This window comes from Actinoplanes missouriensis 431 (assembly GCF_000284295.1).
GTDB classification, from domain to species: Bacteria; Actinomycetota; Actinomycetes; order Mycobacteriales; family Micromonosporaceae; genus Actinoplanes; species Actinoplanes missouriensis.
Genome location: NC_017093.1, coordinates 6,455,904 through 6,475,673 on the forward strand (window position 1 = coordinate 6,455,904; position 19,770 = coordinate 6,475,673).

Annotated in this window: 6 protein-coding genes; all 6 read right to left on the reverse strand. The window is 67.6% G+C overall.

What is annotated here, in order from left to right; genetic code table 11:
- Positions 1–176: 176 nt before the first annotated feature.
- The 6 genes from AMIS_RS29625 to AMIS_RS29650 all read right to left on the reverse strand — a co-directional run bounded on the left by AMIS_RS29625 (position 177) and on the right by AMIS_RS29650 (position 19,761).
- Entirely contained in the window at positions 177–2,312 is a 2,136-nt protein-coding gene (locus AMIS_RS29625; RefSeq protein ID WP_014446127.1) for a UvrD-helicase domain-containing protein, read from the reverse strand.
- Positions 2,309–3,274: a serine/threonine-protein kinase gene (locus tag AMIS_RS29630; protein WP_014446128.1), complete on the reverse strand. Its 966-nt coding sequence runs from the start codon at positions 3,272–3,274 to the stop codon at positions 2,309–2,311. Before AMIS_RS29630 ends, AMIS_RS29625 begins: the two co-directional genes overlap by 4 nt.
- A 116-nt stretch (positions 3,275–3,390) precedes the next feature.
- The gene (locus AMIS_RS29635; RefSeq protein WP_014446129.1) at positions 3,391–5,586 is read right to left on the reverse strand and encodes a UvrD-helicase domain-containing protein; all 2,196 of its coding nucleotides are present in this window, start codon (positions 5,584–5,586) and stop codon (positions 3,391–3,393) included.
- Positions 5,583–12,014: a DEAD/DEAH box helicase gene (locus AMIS_RS29640; RefSeq protein WP_014446130.1), complete on the reverse strand. Its 6,432-nt coding sequence runs from the start codon at positions 12,012–12,014 to the stop codon at positions 5,583–5,585. Before AMIS_RS29640 ends, AMIS_RS29635 begins: the two co-directional genes overlap by 4 nt.
- Positions 12,011–16,957, reverse strand: a complete 4,947-nt coding sequence (locus tag AMIS_RS29645) for a DNA methyltransferase family protein (protein WP_014446131.1) — start codon at positions 16,955–16,957, stop codon at positions 12,011–12,013. Before AMIS_RS29645 ends, AMIS_RS29640 begins: the two co-directional genes overlap by 4 nt.
- Positions 16,954–19,761: a helicase-related protein gene (locus AMIS_RS29650; protein ID WP_014446132.1), complete on the reverse strand. Its 2,808-nt coding sequence runs from the start codon at positions 19,759–19,761 to the stop codon at positions 16,954–16,956. Before AMIS_RS29650 ends, AMIS_RS29645 begins: the two co-directional genes overlap by 4 nt.
- Positions 19,762–19,770: the final 9 nt, after the last annotated feature.

The window sequence follows — 19,770 nt, forward strand, 5'->3', positions numbered from 1 at the left end:
CGCCAGGTGGCCGAGCCGCTGGGCTGCGGCTTCGGGCAGCGGTCAGAACGGCTGCACGTCGAAGCCACGGCGATGTGGATCTTCATCGGATATCCGCTCGAACCTAAAGGTGATCACGCGTTCCCACACTCGGCCATCTGGACATCAATGGCCCTTCCCGCGATAAGGGACCGGCCCTACTGCCGGCGGCTGGACAGAAACGGGCTGGGTGCTCCGTGCCAGAAGACGGCCAGCTCGTCGCGAGCCCGGGTGGCCGCCACGAACAGCAGGGAACGGTCCCGCTGCCGTTCTCGCTGGTACTTCGCCGGATCGGCATCTCGGTAACGACTGATCATCATCCGGGGCACCAGACCATCCGTCACACCCGAGATGATCACTCTCTGGTATTCCAGCCCCTTGAACCGGTGCATCGTCCCGACATGGACGCCGTCACCCACCTTCGGGCCGTCCGGGCCGATCTCGACGGCTTGGATGCCCTCCGCCTCAAGTCGTTTCATGACGTCGGTGGCGAGTTCCTTGGTGGGGACACAGATCGCCACGGAGCCGTCCTGCGGCCGGTGCCACTCGTCGAGCTGAGTGACGATCAGATCACGCTCTTCCTCCCACGTCCGGGCGCCGCAGAAGAAAGGCTGCCCACCGCGCAGCAATGATCGATATCCGGCCAGATCCTCCTGGCCGCCGTCGAGGTCGTCATAGGTCTCGCCGCTCATGATTTCCAACGCGGCGGCAAGAATCTGGCGAGTGGTGCGGTAGCTCAAGGTCAGCCGTGATGATCGGCCACGAATATTGATACCGAGGCTGCCGAGCGTCACCTTGTTGTCGTAAATGCGCTGGTGAGTGTCGCCGGTCACGAACAGATCGTCCGGAGCGGCCGGAACCATCGCCCGCAACATCCGCCAGTGGGCGGCTGACAGATCTTGGGCCTCGTCCACGATGACGTGCCGGTAGCGGTATTTGTCCTCGGCGGCTCGGGCCATCTCCAGCGCGGCGCCGCGCACGGCGACCTGCCGCCAGGTCCATGAGTCGCCGGCGGCAAGCCATCGGACGAAACGCTCGGAGAGTTCCCAGATCTCTTCGCGTTCCATGCGGTTGAGGTTGCGGCCCCGATAAGGCCGGCGCGCCCTGAAGTAGTCGCTCCGGGAAGTGAGCGCCTGCCCGAGAATGACCTGATCCCACTCGGCGGCAAGGAAATCGGCGTCCCACGTGGTCTCGCCGTTTTCCGTGCTCAGGAACTTGCGCCACAGTTGAGGCGCCTGGTTGTCGTCGAGTTTGCGTTTCGGAGCTCGTGGGTCCTGCTCGGCGACGACCCGGGCGGCCAGGCGGTCGACGTTGGCGATGTCGACGCGTTCGAGGAGCTCGGCACCGCCCAGGGCCAGCAGCCGGGTCTTCAGGTCGGCGGCGAGATTGCGGTTGAAGGTGGTGAGCAGGATCGGTTTCGTGGTGCCGGGATGCAGCTGCCGCGCCAGGTGAGCCACGCGATGCAGCGCGACAATGGTCTTGCCGGTGCCCGGTCCACCGCCGACTCGGGCCGGCCCGCTGTACCGGCGTTCCACCAACCGGCGCTGTGTGGGATGCAGGAAGACCTGCCACCGCTCGAACGACTCGGCCAGCATGAACTTCAAGGCCTCGTCGTCGGTGGTGACCTGCGTGGCAGGACGCTGCACCGCGGCCGCGAGGTCATCGACGTCGACGTCGTCAGTGGTCCGAACGGGCTTGGTGATCTGCTCGAGCACCTCGTCGTAAGTCTTGCCGTCATAGAGCGCGAACAACACGTCCGTGGTCACCTGAGGCGCCCGGTCGACCAGTTGCACCAGCTCTTCCTCGCTGACGATCCGGCGGATGCCGGGCAGCAACGGCTCGGAAACCCCCAGGTCGATCAGCTGGGCGTCGGTGTAGGCGCTGAAAAGAGGCGCCGGCGCCGGCGTCGACGGCAGTAGACGCCCGATGATGCTGTCGCCGACCGGCTGCATGTCGATCGGGTCGACTTCCATGACCTCGAGACCACCGGTCACCCGGTTGATGCGATATGCGTACCGGTCCAGGTCCTCGTAGACCGAGCTGCGATGCTCCACCCCGATGAGCAGATAGTCCCGCTCGCCGATGTGCAGCAGCAGCGCCCTGATGTCGCGTTTGACCCGAGCCGCCATCAATCGGCTGTCGCCATGCAGGCTCTTGAGGTCCAGGCCCGGCTGCTCAGGGTTGTTCCTGAACTTGTGCATGAACTCGTACACCGCACCGATGTCGGTACGGGACAGCTTCATGATCTCTTTTTCGGCCCGGTCCAGGACCTTGAGCCGCGCCTCGGCGCTCATCGGGCAGCCCTTCGACGGTGACCGCCGGCGGTCAGGTGCGAGACCGTGACCCGGCTCAGCGCACCCGCATACATATGAGCTGCCCGGTTCGACGGTGACGGATCCTGATTCGCCGCCAGCGGAGCAAGGTCGGTGACGTACGGCAGAAGCCGGTCATAAACGGTCTCGGCGTCGGCAGGCCGGTCACCGGGCTTCTTCTCCAGCAGGCCGGCGACGATCCGTTCCAGTTCCTCCGGCAAGTCGGGCCGCGCCGAGCGCAGTGCGGGTGGCACGTCGTTGACCTGCTGGGCCATGACCGCGTGCGTGTCCTTGCCGGGGAACAGGCGCTTGCCGGTCAGGAGTTCGTGGAGGATGCAGCCGAGCGCGTACAGATCGGACGCGGGTCCGCTGGTGCTGGTCTCGATCTGCTCGGGAGCCATGTAAGCGGGGGTTCCCAGCCGTACGCCGCTCTGGGTGATGCGGGAGAACTCGGTCAGTTCCGGGGCCGCGGCCAGGCCGAAGTCGAGCACCTTGACACCGCCGTGGGGCTCCAGGATGAGATTGGCGGGTTTGAGGTCACGGTGGATCAGCTTGGCGGCGTGTGCGACAGCGAGAACTGCGCAAACCTGTGCGGCGATCCCGGTTGCCCACCCGATGGACAGGGGCCCTTCCTCGGCGATCACGTCCTCGAGGGTCGGTCCGTGAACCCGTTGCATCACGATGAACGGTTTACCGGCCTCGTCGCCGACGTCGTAGATCGCCGGCACCCCCGGATGCTCGAGCCGTGCGGTTATCCGCCATTCCCGCCGGAAACGGCGGCGAACCTGCTCGGTGTCGTGCCCGCCCGGTAGCCGGGGGAACTTGACGACGACCTCACGATCGAGTTTCGTATCGCGCCCGAACCACACCTGGCCCATCGCACCGCCGGGAAGCGGCAGGTCCTCGAGCTCGTAGCGTCCGCCGTTCAACGTTCGTCCCGGCACGGCTTCTCCCCCTGTTCGACGACACGCTGTGCATTTTCACGTACGCAGTGAGAGGACCTCGCAGGGGCCGGGCAGCGTGGGCCGGCGCTCACACGAACGCCGGCCCACGCGCTTGATCACAGCGCCTGCCGATCGAGGCCGAGCCTCGCCGCAGGATCTTCCGAGAGCCGTTGCTGGGTCAGCCGGGCAGTGAGGAACGGGCTGGGCGTTCCGTGCCAGAACACAGCCAGCTCATCGCGCGCCCTGGTCGCGGCGACGAACAGCAAGGACCGGTCACGTTGCCGTTCACGCTGGTAGCGCTTCGGATCGACGGTTTCGTACCGGTCGATCATCCCGCGCGGAATCAGGTCGTGGCTGACTCCTGCGATGATCATGCGCTGGTATTCGAGGCCCTTGAACCGGTGCATCGTGCCGATGTGAACCCCGCCGGCACCCTTGGGCCCGTCGGGACCGATCTCGGTCACCGGCACACCGTCCTGCTGGAGCCGTGCCGCCACGGCCGCGGCCAGCTCACGGGTCGGCACGCAGATCGCCACCGAGCCGTCGGCCGGCGAACCCCACCCCTTCACCTGCTCGAAGATCAGGTCGAGTTCCTGGTTCCAGGTGGCGGCGGCGCGGAAGACCGGCTGCTCACCGCGCAGCAGGGAGCGGTACCCGGCAAGGTTCTCCTCGCCGCCGTTGAGGTCGTCGTAGACCTCCCCGCTCATGATCTCCAGAGCGGCGGCGAGGATCTGCCGGGTGGTCCGGTAGCTCAGCGTCAGCCGGGACGATCGGCCGCGGATGTTGATACCGAGGCTGCCCAGGGTCACGTGGTTGTCGTAGATGCGCTGGTGGGTGTCGCCGGCGAGGAACATGTCGTCACCGGTGGTGGGCACCATGGCCCGCAGCATCTTCCAATGTGCGGCACTGAGGTCCTGGGCCTCGTCCACGACCACATGCCGGTACCGATGCCGCAGCAGGCTCCCCGAACTCTCCTCGGCGGCCGCGACGGCACGGGCCGCGCGGTCCATCTCCAGCCGGGCGGCCCGCTCGGCGACCTGCCGCCACGTCCACATGCCCTGCCCGTCGAGCCAGTTGGTGAACTGCTCGGTCAGCTGCCACACCTGGTCCCGCTCACCGCGGGTGAGGCTGCGGCCGCGGTTGGGACGCCGGGCCCGGAAGTAGTCGCTGCGGGAGTTGAGGACCTGGCCGAGGATGACCTGGGTCCATTCCGCGTACAGGAAGTCGGCGTCCCAGCCCTTCTCGCCGACCTCCAGCAAGAAGGTCTGCCAGAGGTCGGGAACCCGGTTGTCGTCGACTATCCGCCTGCCCGTGCCGACCTTCGCCTCGGAGACCACCCGCCCCGCGAGCTTGTCGATGTTGACGATGTCGACCCGGGCGGTCAGCTCCTGCCCGCCGAGCGCCACCAGCCGGGTACGGAGATCCGCGGCGAGGTTGCGATTGAACGTGGTGAGCAGGATCGGCTTGTCCTTGCCCGGCGGCAACTGTTTCACCAGGTGAGCGACGCGGTGCAGCGCGACGATCGTCTTGCCGGTGCCCGGTCCACCGCCGACCCGGGTCGGTCCGGTCGTCGGCTTCTCGGCCAGTTTGCGCTGTGTCGGGTGGAGGAAGACCTGCCACTGCGCGAAGTCCTTCACCAGGACGGCCTGCAAAGCCTCGTCGTCGGAGAACACCTGCGTGGCCGGACTGTTCACCGCTGTGGCGAAATCGTCCGGGTCCACCGGTTCCTCGGCCGCGACCGGCTCGGTGATCTGCGCGTAGACCTCCGCGTACGAGTTCCCGGCCGCCAGCGCGACGAGCACGTCGGCGGTCAGCTGCGGCGCCCGTCCGACCAGCTCGGTCAGCTCCTCCTCGCTGCTCAGCGTGCGCACCTGCGGCAACAGCAACTCGGCGATGCCCAGGCCGAGCAGTTGCTCGTCGGTGTAGGCGCCGAACAACGGTCGGCGCGGCGAGCGCGGGGCGGAGGTCTGCGCCGCCTGAGCCAGGTCGATCACCTCGATGCCGCCGCTGACCCGGTTGACGCGGAAAGCCTGCCTGGTCAGAGTGTCCGCCACCTGGTCGCGGTGCTTCACCGCCACCAGCAGGTAGTCACACTCCCCGACCGGCAGCAACAGGGCCCGGTAGGCGCCGTCGACCCGTGCCGCCAAGAGGTCTGAGTCCGCACCCGCCGCCCGCACGTGCAGGACCGGATCCCGGTGGTTGGCGCGGAACCTGTTCATGAACTCGTAGACCGCACCCTGCTCCTGGCGGGGCAGCGCGGTCATCTCCTTATGCGCACGGTTCATGATCCGCAACGTCGCTTCGGTCCTCACCCGCGTGCACCCCCGTTCGTGCTGTCGAAGAGCGCGGCGAGTTCCTCCACGGACCATTCCCGCGCGGTACGCGCATGCCAGCCGGCCGCGCCGTAAGCCTTGTCCCGGTCCTCGATCTCAGGATCGCCGGCCGGTCCGGAAAGGACGATGGCGAGACGCTGAGCCGGCCAGCCGAACTCCGCCAGCCAGCCCTGTTCTCCCAGCTCGTAGCCGACCACCGGCACCGGCAGGTTGCGCTGCGGCAGCGCACGCATCAGACCCTCCAGCCCGGGCTCGTCGGCATCCACGAACCGCAGTGCCTTCTCCCATTCCGGATCGGCTTCGTCGGCGGTTCCGGCCGGCGGAGCGGCATTCGGTGCCACACCGAGCCATGTCGCGGTCTCCTCATCGAGATCGACGGCACGCTGCGCGGCCACCAGACCGCTGCCTTCGGTCACCGCCAGAACCGCGGGATCAAAGGCCTCGATCACGGAGTACGCGAGCTGAGCTCCGTCGCCGGCACCGTTGAGGAATTGGATGACGTTGGACCACCACAGCCACCGTGCCCATTGGGCCTTGTGCCCGGCCGTGGTCACGGCCTCCGTGCGGTCGTCGACGACAGCCAGGGCTGACCAGGTCGGCAGGGGCCCTTGCCGCTGGTCGACGATGAAGGTCAGCGGGTAGCCGACGGTGTCGCGTACCCGGAACAGGTTGATCTTGCCGGTGACCGCCGCCGGCAGCTTCTCCCCGCGCACCGCTGCGAGGATGCGCTCACCGATGGCCCCGGAATCGGCGGCCGTCTTCTCGGCGGGCAGCCGGAGCAGGCCGCTGACCGTGGCCGCAGCGAGGTGCCGCCAGTGCGTGACATCCGGATCCGCCAGGACGTTCATCAACAGGTCGGCCGGGTTGGCCCAGACCCGTCCCAGTTCCTCGGGCTGGGCGTGCGGAACGGCCTGCTTGAGCACCGCGCGTGCGGCGGTCTGGCCGTTGCCGCCGTACGGCTCCCACGTCCCGGTTTCCACCGGCTGCTGCCAGTTGGTGATGTCGTCCCAGGTCAGGGCGATCACCTGGTAGCCGTGCGCACGCAGCCGGGCCCGTTTGTCGGCGTCGTCGGCGAGCCGGTTGTGCTCCGGTGAGGCGTGGTACTTGAAGCCGTCGAGGTAGACGGCAACCGGCGCGGAGTCGCCGTCGAGACGGCGGAACAGCACATCAGGCCGGGTGCCGTGGATGGTGTTCTGCAACTTCATCTGCCAGTGCCGCACATCCCGGCCGTTCGGTGCGGTGAAGCGCACGTCGGCGATCCGGGCGCCGTTCTGGTCGGTGGCCCGCTCGAACCGCATCCCGGCCTCCGGATCGTCCGCTCGCCCCATCAGCTTGCGCAGGAACAACAGCTCCAGCTCGCTCTCGACCTGATGGACAAGCGAGATGGCATCGGTCGGTGTGCCCTCACGGATCTTCCACCCGTCCAGCAGCCGCTCCAGAACACCGAGCGCCTCCAGCCGGCTCATGAGCGGGAACTCGTCGTTGCGGGCGTAACGCAGCAAGCAGCGGTGGCAGGCGGCCCGGCCCTCGTGCTGGCAGACGCAAGCCGCCAGGATCGCCCGCGCCTTCTTCATCACGGTACGGAACCTGTCGGCCTCGGCGAGCCGGTCAAGGTAGCCGGTGCCCTGCGGCTGGGTGTCGTAGACGACGACGAAGTTGCGGGTGCCGCCGCTCTCGGCGTCCGGCATGGTGGCCCGCACCATCCGCAGGTGGGCGGGGTCACCGCCGTACTCGGCCGCGATGCCCAGGCGCAGGGCCGCCGCGAAGGAGACGACCCGTTCGTCGATCACGTCCACCGTGCTGGGGATGAGGATCCGCAGCGCTTCGGTCTCGAGCTCGTGAGCGAGGATCAGGCCGACGTGCTCCGCCGTCTCGGGTGAGCGGCGGTGCTGGCACCACGGCCGGTGGTGCTCCGCGCCGGCGGCGACGGCGGTGCCGGCGGCCTGCGCGAGCACCATCTGCCCGGCGGGCGGTGTGCCGTCCACCGTCGTGCCGCCGCAGTTCGTGCACGTGTGGAACGGGTTGATCCGTACCTCGTCACCGGCGAAGAGCTCGGCGACCCGGTCGAACCGCTGAGCGCCGAGGTTGAACCGCCGCACCATGGCATGCCGGGTGTAGTCGACACCGAACGTCTCGTGCTCGTGCCGCCACGATCCGGCGACGTGCTGCGGGTCCACGTCGACCGCGACGGTGGTGGCGTAGAAACGTCGGTCCCGGTCGTCGTTGTCGTCACGGATCGCCGCGTCATCACGCTTGTCGCGGCTGAGCACCCGGGTCGGCTGCAGAACCCGGAACAACCGGCCGTGGTCGGCGATGCCCGGGTCCTGGCAACGCGGGCAAGGACTCGTGTCGCTGTCCGCCAGATGGGTCCGTACATAGCCACAGCGGGCGCACGAACGCCACTGCCGGTACGCGGGCTGCTTCGCCCGCCCGATGTCCAGCCCGGAGATCTCGTGCTTGTAGCCGCGCACGTAGTAGGTGTTCCCCGGGGCGATCTCGGTCAGCGCCTGCTGGGCCGGGCGGTCGTACTCGCGGACCTCGCTGTGGAAACGACGGTCGCCGCCGACCCGCTCCTCCCATGTGAGGGTGGCTTCCAGCTGCGTCCGGGTGTCGATGAGCGCGTAGTTGGGCAGCAGCCCGAGCTCGACGAGCGTCCCGTGGGCGGCAGCGGCTCCCACCTGAGCGAGCCGCCGGCGGACCGCGCTCGCCTCGGCCCGCAGCATCCGGATCTCGCGGGCGTGGTCGGGGTCGCTGGGCACCAGCGTCGTGACCGCCTCGTCGATGTCCTTGAGCCGTCGCCGGAAATCGTCGAGCCGGCCGTCCCAGGCAGCCTCCGCGGACCGGACGCGCTCGTCGATGCCGGCGTCGGCGAATGCCGCCATCTGCGTCACCGCCGACTCCGACAGGTTCCCGCCGAACAGTGCCAGGAAGTCGCCGACCAGCCGCAGGCCGTCACGGCGGGCGGCCTCGACCAGGCTGGTGAGCCAGGCACCCACGCCGAACAGCATGTGTGCCTTCCGCGGCATCGGCATCACGCCGGGGAACCGGCCGCGGGCAGCCAGGTCGATCAAGTGGGCCAGATACTGCCGACGCAGGATCTCCACCGCCGACAGGAAGCAGCCCGGCGGAATGATCTGCCCGGCGATCATGTCGCGGGGCTCGGACAGGTAGTAGCGCTCCCGCTCGGAACGGCCGACCAGGGTGATCACGAGCGCGTTGCCGCTCTTGCGCCCGGCCCGGCCGGCTCGCTGCACGTAGTGGGCCGGTCCCGGCGGCAGTGACGCCAGCACGATGGCCGAGAGGGCGCCGATGTCGATGCCCATCTCCAGCGTCGGCGTGCACGACAGCACGTTCGGGTCGGTGTAGCGCTCGCCCTCCCGGAAGCGCTGCTCCACGGTCTCTCGCTGGGCCCGGGTGAGCATGCCGGTGTGCTCACCGGTCACCACCCGGAAGACACCGCTGTCCAGATAGAGCCGCCGGTAGTAGTCGGCCGGCGCGGTGTCGTCCTCGGCGGCATGCAGATGTCCCGGGCAGCGGTACTGCCGGCACGGCTGACCGATCCAGTCGGCGACCCGGACCGGGTGCTCGGTCTGCGCCCAGTGGCAGGTGTCGCAGGCGATGCCCGCTGCCACCGCGGCGGCGTCACCGAGTCGCGTCACCCGGATGTGGCCGGGCTGCAACCCATACACGGTATTGCCGTCCTCGGTGCTGCCGGAGGCGACGATGCCCGCCGACGCGAGCGTCGGCAGAAGCCGGGAGAGGTACGCCGTAGCCTGCCCCGCGTCCAGCCCCAGGCAGCGCATCGTCCAGTCCTGATACCAGCCGCCCCGGGCCGGGATCGCGTCGAACATCGACTTCGACTGCGGCGCGGAGATCAGGAACGCCGGCGCCGAGAGTCCGTCCGGGAACGCCGGAAGACCGGGAGGCCGGCCACCCCAGATCTGCCACCTGCGGCCACCCCTCTTCAGGTACGGCACGAGCCACTCGTGGTACACGGCGCCCCGAGTACGCAGCCGCTCCAGCAGCCCACGCAGGAAGGCGAGATAGCGTGCGGAGTCCGGCAACTCGCCGTTGGACTCGCCACGCAGGTGCTCGTCCCGGCAGAGCGCCGCAGCGGCCGATGGGTCCTCCAGTGCCACGTCGACGGCGGCGGTCCGGGTCAGCTCGATCGTGCGGCCCTGCCGGGAACGCAGCCCCATTTCCATGATCGTGGCGAAGGCCAGCCGTTCTCCGACGAGTTCCCAGGTCGCGCGGCTGCCCGCTCCCTCACCGGCGAGCAGCTCGTCCACACCGGGTTGATCGTGCAGGTCCGGCGGCACGACGGCGGACAGGATGCCCGGGTCTGCGGCTGCCGCGACCATGTCGGTGATCAGCTCATCCAGCGTCACCGGCCGATCCGCATCCAGGCGGCTGGTCAGCAGCGCCCGCAAGGAGAACGAGTGCGATCGGTTGGCCACGAACCCGGCCCGGTGCGCGGCGTCCTGCACCGAGTCGTTGAACAGCAGCGTCTTGAGCTCGGTCGTGCCGAGCTCACCGCCGGTGAACAGCTGGGTGATCGCCACCGAGGCCAGGGTCGCGAGACCGGCGCCGAGGAACCGGATGCCCCCGTCCATCTCGCAGGACGGGCACCGGTCCTTCTCGGCGGCGTCGATGGTGACGATGTCGGCGAGGACCGGTATCTCGTCCTCGCTCAGGGCATGGTCCTTCGCCGGGTCGAACGGGCGAACGTGCCGGCCGTACCGCAGGATCTGCAGGTTCTTCGGCTTCTTGTTCCGGTCGGCAAGAGCGGCGGCGAACTCGTCCGCGGTCGCGGTGATCAGCGCTCGCACCCGCCGCTTCTCCCGCCCCACACCGGCCCGGTAGATCTTGTCCGGCTCGGTGACGAGCTCCTGCGGCTGCCGTTCCGGGGAGAACGCCGACCATCCGGAGCGCCCGCAATGGCGGCAGTAGATGGCCGGCAACCGGGTGAACCGCGTGTCGGTGACGACCGCGTCGATCTCCGGCGCCGACGGGTCGAACACCCGCGCCTGCTCACCGTCCCAGCCGAACGTGGCGTCCGGGCCGACCCCGCGCAGCAGACGCGACACCGACCGCACCCACAGGTGCGTCTCGATGTTGAGCAGCGGGCGCGTGGGGTGATCCGGGTTGCGCGCCAGCGAGAGCAGGCCGACGAACCGGGCCAGCGCCCGCGCGGTGACCTCGGGGTCGGTTCGCATGGGGCTGCCCCAGCCGCCCATCACCTTCCGCGGCAGCACCTCGATGATCTCGTCGAACGTCCGCGGATCCGGCCCCAGCGATTCGAGCAGCCCACGAGTGAGCGGGTGCTCCAGCAGCAGCGCGCCCATCCGTGCCGGATCGTCGCCACAAGGCTCGCCGAGCAGCAGTTCGGCGGCGTGGTCCATCATCGCCGGCGTGCGATCGTCGAGGAAGGCCAGCAGCTCGGGATCGGGCAGGGGAAGCGTGTGGTTGGGGGCCTTGAGGAAGTCGTTCGGCGTGTACCGGACCTCACCGACCAGCGAGTCCTCGTCGAAGGGCACGCCGAAGACCTGCTCGGCGACCTCGCGGACCGCGGTCCGCCCGTCCTTGTCGCCGCCCTCCCCCAGCGTCGCCGAGGTGGCCACCGGGCAGATGGTGCCCAGCGGCCGGCCCGGCTGCGTCAGCCCCAGAGCAGCCGCGAGCCGGCGCAACAGCATGGCGACATCGGTGCCTTGCGCGCCGTCATAGGTGTGGAACTCGTCGAGCACCACGTAGGCGGGGTCGGCGTTCTCCCACAACGGCAGGTCATCGGCCCGTTGCAGCAGCAGGTCGAGCATCTTGTAGTTCGTGATCAGAATGTCCGGCGGGTTCCGCCGCATCTCCGACCGCTTCGTCATGACATGCGGGTATTCGACGGCAGCGACGTCACCGATGTAGAGACCGGCGGTCACGCGGCTCAGCGCCGGATCGGAGAGCAGCTCGTTGATCCGCTGGGTCTGGTCGGTCGCCAGAGCGTTCATCGGGTAGAGCAGGATCGCTTTGATGCCGGCTCGGCCCTTCGCCCGCTCCCGCCGGCAATGATCAAGCACAGGTACGAGGAACGACTCCGTCTTGCCGGACCCGGTGCCCGTGGTGATCAGTGTCGGTTCGGCGGCTCTGTTGAGCGTCGAGAGCCGCCGGAACGCCTTGGCCTGGTGCACATAGGGCCCGAACTCTTCCGGCGCCCACTCCAGCGCCTCCCGCCACCCGTCCCCCGCGACGCGGAAGGGCGTGCGGATCCGCAGGTAGGGTCCGCGGAACACCCCCTGCTCCGGGTGGGTGAGGAACCCTTCCAGCCCACGCCGAACCCGCTCCTCGGTGAGCCCGAAGGTCGTGGTCAGGTATTGGGTGAGGTTCCGCTGCAGCGTGTCAGCCGCGACAGTGGGCCTCATGACGGCTGCCACCCGGCATCGATGGCGTCCTGGAGACGCTTACTGAAAACGGCATGCGCCCGACGATACTCGCTTTCCCGGTCCGCCTTGTAAAATGGCAGACTGTAACCATCCGGCAATGAGGCGGAATCCATTTTTTCGCTGTATTTTTCGAACGCCAGCCAATGTTCGCGCGTCTGGGCGAACCCGAAAGCATAAGGATCAGCCGCCAGTCTGCGCCCCGCAGCGTCGAACCACATTTTCGCCTCACGATCGGTGAGGATCGGGTAACGAGACCCGAGAATAGCGATCAGTTCATCGACACCGAGGCCGAGCCACACGGCAACAAGGGCGTCGATCTCCACGAGTGCCGCCCGGCGCTCGAATTCCGAGCGCAACGGAACAGCAGGCGACCACGATTCACTGACGCCCCCCAAAGAAGACACGCCACTCCATGGGAATGCCCACTCCTCGTCGCACCATTCGCGCATGAACAACTTTCCCCAGAGCGACGCGTAGGCTTCTGTCAGGCAATTGAGGCGGAGCGTTCTGAGCAACAACGGCTGCGCCAACGGATGATCCTCCTGCGGCGCCGGCATCGCCCTGGCCTCTCCAGGCTGCAGATCCGCACGCCCGGTGATGCGGAGAACGTAGTCCAAGGGCAGGGAGGCCCAGAAACCGGCAGCAAGAACCGTGAGGAGGTCGGTCCCCACATGCATGGAATTCACCGTGTGCACGTGTGCGGGCCCCGGCGGGATCAGCGCGGAGAAGAGGGAGCGCTCAGTGCTTTTAGGGTCAATCATCCTCCGCCAGGCCAGCCGGTAGCGGGAGGTGTACGGCAGACCGTTCCAGACGTCCTGACCACGCCCTTCAGCGTCAGAGCCGACGATCTCGTACGTTGTCCGCGGAACAGCATCCCGATGAAGCTCGTTGAGATTCCAGGGGCGCCAGTCCTTGCTGTTCCGGAAGGGGTCGTTCGGCTCTTTCAGAAACGGCGTGGCGATCCCGAAATGCGTACCCTGAAGAACCACGTGATCCAAGGACTCCGGCCGTGACACCTTGTAGCGGATCAAACCGTCCCGCTTGCCGAACGTTTCATTGTAGCCGCTGCTGATGGCATGCTCGAGTCGCCCCAACCGGTGCCGGAAGAAGGCAATACTGGCGATAGCTCTGCCTTCATTCACCGTAATCGGGTAAAGGATCGGCGTCTCATCGATACTCTTGCCGTCCTCATCACGGATCCGATACCAATCGGCCAACGTCGCAGCGTTGACCGAGATCACCCGCGCACGGTGTGGACGACGATCCCACGAGCCATTGAATTTCTGCCCGGGAACCGGACCTATGCCGTCGTGTTCCAGTGATCCTGACAGCACTTCGGCAGCGAAGAGCTGGCTGAGATGCAGGAAGTCGATCTCCCGCCGCTCGCCATAGATGTGGACACCGAATTCGAGTGTCCTCCCCGCATCGGAGAAAGCCCAGTTGGCCGCGTTGACGAAACCGCCGTGAACCCGGAGACGGTGGTACGCCTCCGCTCGGAGACGCCCCTCCTTGACGCCACCGAAGTGCGTGTCCGGGTGTACAAGACCGGCGGTTCCGCCCGGACCGCTGTGTCTCCAGACCTTGCACATGAACGCCCGGTAGAGGTCGGGGCGAGTCCCGACGAGCAGGGGGAAGACAGAAGGGTGGCTCAGGTGTGCCACCGTGCCGGCGTTCTCGCCCAGTTCACCGGCGAACTGGAGGCTTCGCGACCGATCAGCCAGGAGTTCGGATTTTCGCTGCCGCCAGACCTCGGCGTCGGCCTTCTCGACGAGACGGAACCAGGGGTCCCATTCGGCCAGGACCACGTTCTCCTTCCAGTCCGGCCGAACCCACGGCGGGTTTCCCACCTGAAGGTCGAAGCCGCCTCGGGCGAAGGCCTGGGCGAAGGTCAGCTCCCAGTGCATGAAACCCTGCTGCTCAGCGACACGCTCGGCAGCACGCAGCCAAGGAAAGCGTTCGGCGAGGACGAACGGCGAGTCGACGCCGATGAAGGCGTCCAGCTTCGCCTCGAAGTCGCTCATCGCGCTGAGACTGGCGAAGCTGTGCCCATAGAACCGCTCGGTGTCCTCGTCGAGGTCACGACGGCCGATGAGCGACTCAGCGAAGGTGATCCAGTCGTCGAGGCCGGCCAAGGGAACCTGCTGGCTCAGCTCGTGGGCGAACGTCATCTTGCGGCTGCCGCCGGTGACCTTCGTGGCCGTCCTCAGCTGCTGCGGCTGAACCTGACCGAAGATGTCCGCGACCTCGAAGGCCGGCTCCTCGAGCTCCGGTTCTTCACGGACGTAGGTGATCTCGACGGGCCTGGCCGGATACTTGGTGGTGTCGTCACCGTCGAGGAGACCGACCTTTTCCAGCGGCCAGAACCAGAGGGCGCACCAGACGTCCATGAGCGTCTTCAGCCGCCAGTAAGGCGTACCCGCGCGGGTCAGATCCGCGAGGATCTTCTCCCGGGAGACAGCGTCCTCGACGACGGGGAGATCGTCTGCGCCCCAGACCTTGATGTCACGGCGGATCTCCTGTTCCGACAGCTCAAGACGCTGGTGAACCAGGCTCCACAGATATTCGACCCGGCCGGCGAGCGCCTGAAGCCGGTTCACCTGCGACGGCTTGCCACGGGAACCTTTCGCGGAAGGAACGCGCTTCATGGTGGCACGCCACTTCTTCAGCCGTTCGGCCTCCTCAGGGACCAGCTCACGAGCTTCCTTCTCGCCGGCGATCGCGCCCCAGCCGTCCGCTGGGAGAAGAAAGTGGTGAATGGTGCCCGCGTCGATGGCACCGTCGCGCAGCGGCCTGTCCTGCGGGGCCGTGGTCAGCCAGGACTTGTCAGCGAGCTGTTCCGGGCGGTAGAGACGCCGACCGGCACCGATCAGGGAGTTTCCTCGTTGGAGGTGCAGGCCGAACCACGGGGCTTGCAGTCCCTTGTGCATCACGTTGAGCCAGACGGAGACCTCCGCGAGCTCGACGGCGGTACGGTTCAGGTCGACGCCATACGAGTTGTGCAGAGCGATGTATGCCTTGACCTTTTGCAGTTCCTCATGGTATTGCTCCGGGTCGAGTCTGACTTTCAGCTCGTTCTGACGGAGCTCGAGGTACTTCGTGGCGACCTGGTTGACGGCCTCGTTGAGGAAGGCGCCCGAACCGAGGGCCGGTTCACAGATCGTCCAGTCGAGAAGCCGCCGCGCGAGGGTTTTGCCCCCCGGCTCACCTTCGATGAGCTTCAGCTCTTCTTCGATGCGGTACTTGAGAGCAAGCTGGGCGGTCACCTCGGTGAGCGACTGCGGGGTGTAATGCGACGCGCTGGTCTGGCGGTCGCGGCCGGCGAGGCGGTAGACGAACTGGCCCGGCCGGTACGGGATCCGGCTGCGGATGCCGGTGTACGGGTCCTCTTTGTAGACGAAGACCGAGTCGTCGTACTCGTCGGCCTTGGAGGCCGGGATCATCCACGAGCCGTCCTTCGGGTCGCCGCCCTTGGCGACCTCGTACAGCTGCTCGGTGGCGACGAAGCCGGTGTAGGACATCAGACCCTCGTAGACCGCGCCGAGCTGGTTGATCCCGAGCTGGGCGTACGAGATGAAGCCGCCCCGGCCGCGCTTGCCGCCCTTGCTCAGCATCAGGCGGCGCAGGACCTGGTAGAGGACCTTGTTACGCAGACGGGTGTCCAGCCTCGGCGCGTCCCGGTCGTCCGGGTCGCTGCCGGGCTGCGGGATGAGCCGGCCGATGAGCTTGGTCTTCTCCGGCAGGAACAGGTCGGACTTCATCGGCTCGAAGCGGAGACCGGCGCCCTCGCTGGCCTTCTCGTCGACCTCGGCGCTGCCGCGTGGCCGGTGGCCCTCGTTGACCATGTGGAACAGCAGGTCGAGGGACTCGTACAGATGGAAGTTGTCTTCGGAGCTGGGGGCGAGCCGCCGGGAGATGAGGTCGCCCAGGCGGGCCAGGCTGTAGCCCTCGATGTATTCGCGGTCCTTCGCCGGCAGGACACCCAGTTCGGGGCGGGCCTCGGCGTAGAGCAGGAACAGGACCCGGTAGAGGTAGCGCAGGGACTCCTGGCCCAGCTCCTTCGCGAGTTCGCCGAGTTCCATGACGTCCTGCGGCTGGTATCCGGCGCGGCGGATCTGGTCGAGGACCTCGTTGGCGATGAGCTCGACCGAGACACGCAGGCCTTCGCGGAGTTCGCTGGAGACGCCGACGGCGTGCTGGCGGGAGCCGTTGACGAGTTCGGCGAGTTGTTCGGTGCCGCCCTCGGCCGGTGGGCGCAGCGAGTCGGCGCCGAAGAGGGCCGCGATGACGTCGAGTTCCTTCTCGTCGTTGCGGCCGTAGGCGACGTCGAGACTGACCGACAGGTAGCGGCCCTCACCCCAGACGGTGCTGTCGGCGAGCGTGACGACGCCGCCGTTGAGCAGCAGGACGTAACGCGGCTTGTTCGTCGCGGCGAACAGCCAGGACGCCAGCTTCGCACCGGTCCCGATCGTCTCGTTGCCGTCGAGCGTCACCGGTTCGAGCAGGCGGCCGGCCTCGGTCGGGTCCTGGGCGGCGTCGGGGTCGACGGTCCAGCCGCAGTGCAGTGCCACGATGCTGTGACCGGTTCCGGTCTCCAGGTGTGCGACCGGGATCTCGTACTCCTGGCCGGAGCGTTCCACCGTGAGGGTCTGCGGCGCAGGATCGAAGCCGAACCCGCGCAGCGTCTCGAGGTTGAGTTTGCGGAGCCGTTCGGGGTCGAAGAGCTCGAGGTCGCTCAGTTCGGCTTTGGCGTCGAGGTAGTCGCGGCGCCGGCCCCTGAACCGCGACCGCGGGGTGGACCGGCCGGCCTTCTCCTCCTCGGCCCACTTCTTGAGCAGCGTGCCCTTGATGGTGGTGGGCAGAACCTCGGCGAGGTAGTGCGCGGAGAGGTACTCACCGCGGTTGGACAGTGATTCGAAGCTCATGCGACACCCTCTCCGGGCTTGACCAGGACGGCGAGAACCCGGAGCAACGGGTCAGGGATGGTTTCCAGGCGCTCGACGAGGTCACGCTGCTGCTTGACCACGGCTTCGGACCGGCGGGTGCGCTGCTGCTTGATCGCGGCGGGCAGATCCTGGAACAGGCTGGTCTGCTCGGCGGCGAAGCCGTCCAGCTTCGCGCGGTAAGACTCCAGCGGGAAGGTGTTCTGCTGCTCCCAGTCCTCCCGTTCGCGGGCCAAGTGCGCCCGGGCCGCCGCGACCGCGTCGGGCACGAGTTTCTGCAGCGTCTCCAGGTCGACCTTCTCCGCGCGGTTGACCATCTGCGGTCCGACCCCTGCCGCTTCCAGGACGTCGTCCATCTTCGTCACCGTCGCCTCGCCCGGCAGTCCGGTCACGGCCATCCACTCGACGACGGTCGGCTGGCCCAGCTTGTTGGCGTAGACGCCCTGGACCAGGAAGACCGGGTCGTCGACGTTCGCGGTCAGCACGGGGGCCTGCTGCCGGCCGAGGCGGATCAGCACCTTGTCGATCAGCCAGTCGATCATGGGATGGACGTCGCTGAGGAAGGCGATGTCCGGCCAGCTGGTGGTCTTGGCCTGCCGGGCCTCGTCCAGCTTGCGCTGGGCGAGCTTGCGGTCGAAGGTCACCTTCAGCCGGAGCCGGTCGCCCTCCCGGTGCGCCTGCAGGTAGGACTTCGGCAGGTCGGAGAGCCGGTAGACCAGGTCGTCGGGCGCGAGGAAGGTCAGCAGTTCCTCCTCTCTGCGCAGGTCGATGGCGTCCTCGGGCCGATCGTCGTACAACTCGCGCAGTGCCGCGTCGGCGAACTCCTCGGTGGAGGCGAACAGTCTGGGCACGTGGGCGATCGGGACGTCGGCCGCGGCCGGGGTCTCGCTGACACCGGCCATCAGGTCGGCGAGAACGTCGACCTCGAAGCCCTGCTCGTACGACTCGTCGACAGTCCTGCCGCTGAGCAGGTCACGGACGAGCCGGTCCTCCTCGGCCTTGGCGTCGTGGACGCCGAGGGCTGCTTCGACGCTGCCGAGGCTCCGATGCGCGTTCTCCTCCCGCTTGAGCAGCTTCTCGGCCACGGTGCGGTCGTCCTTGGCGTTCTCGATCCCGGAGGTCAGGATGAGCGCCCGGAACTGCGGTTCGTGACGCTGGCCGTACCGGTCGACGCGGCCGTTGCGCTGCTCGATCCGGATGAGGCTCCATGGGATGTCGTAGTGAATCAGGTGGTGGCACTGGCGGTGCAGGTTGACGCCCTCCGAGGCGACGTCACCGGTGAAGAGCAACCGCACGTCGCTGCCCTCCAGTTCGAACTCCTGGAGGATCTTCTGTTCCTCGGTGTCGGTCAGGCCACCGTGCATCACCCGCACCGCATTCGGCTTGAGTCCCAGCCGCTGCGGAACCGCCTCGGCGAGCCACTTGAGCGTCGGCACCCGCTCGGAGAAGACGACGACCCGGGTGCTGCCGCGCGGGCCGATGCCGATCTTCTTCAGCTCGGTGACGAGGCCGGCGAGCTTGCTGGAGTCGTCATCGGAGATCCGGTCGATCAGACCGGTCAGCCGCTTGAGGTTCTGCTCCTCGGTCGGGCTGTCCGTCTTGCGGCGCCGTTCGGCGACGGTCGCGGCAAGCGCCCTGTGGGAGGAGAGAAAGGACTTCAGCAACGTGTACGGGAAGAGCCGGTTCTGCCCGCGGACCGGCTCGTCACTCCACGCGCCACTCATCCAGACGTCGGTGAGCTCCTGGAACACCTGCTCCTCGGCCTCGGTCGCGAGACAGCGGACCTGCTGGGACGGACCTCTGTCGGCCCAGCGGTCGCCCATCTGGTCGCGGACCTCAGGGCTGATCTTCGTACGGCGGAGGTAATAGTCCTTGATCTCGTCCGCCGTGTAGTTCTTCTTGTCCTTGATGGCGGCCGGTTCGAGCATCGAGATCAGCTCGGCGAACGACTCCCTGTCACCGTTGTGCGGGGTGGCGCTCGCCAGGAGCAGCGCGTCGGTCCGGCCGGCGAGCTTCTGGGCGAGCTCGTTGCGCTTGGTGCCCTTGTTGATCAGGTTGTGGGACTCGTCGATCACCACGGCGTCCCACTCGATGGCGTCGAGGTGGTGCCCGAACTGGCCGGCGTCCTTGAGCGTGTCGACCGAGATGATCGCCCGCTTGAAGTAGGTGAACGGGTTGCGGCCGGCCGGGATCTCCTGCTGGATGCGCTGGATTCCGGTGGAGTCGAGACGGACGAGCGGGATGGAGAAGCGGGTCCACAACTCGCGCTGGAACTGTTCCAGGACCTGCTGGGGCGAGACCACGAGGATGCGCTCACCGCGGCCGCGACGGATCAGCTCGGCCAGGATGAGACCGATTTCCAGGGTCTTGCCGAGACCGACCACATCGGCGATGAGAATGCGCGGCCGCAGTCCGGCGAGGGCGAGTTCCACCGGCCGTTGCTGGTAGGTGAGCGGGTCGAGCAGGAACCGGTCGGCCAACGCCAGGCCCTTCTCGGAGCGCGGCAGCGGCGTACGCCGGAGAACCGCTTCGAGGAAGAGCCGGCTCTGCCGGAACTGGGAGGAGGCATCCTGCACCAGCACGGTGTCCTCGGGCTCCATCGCTTGGACCGTCTCCAGGCCGGTGAAGAACGTGGCCTCCATGTCCTGCACGAACTCGGAGACACCGACGGCCTTGACCATCGTCCCGTCCGGGGTGTCGGTCTTGACGCTGCGGACCAACCATTCCTCGTCCCGGACGAGGATCCGGACCCCCGGCGCGAGAGTCGTGGTCTCTGTGTTGCTCACTGGTAGGCC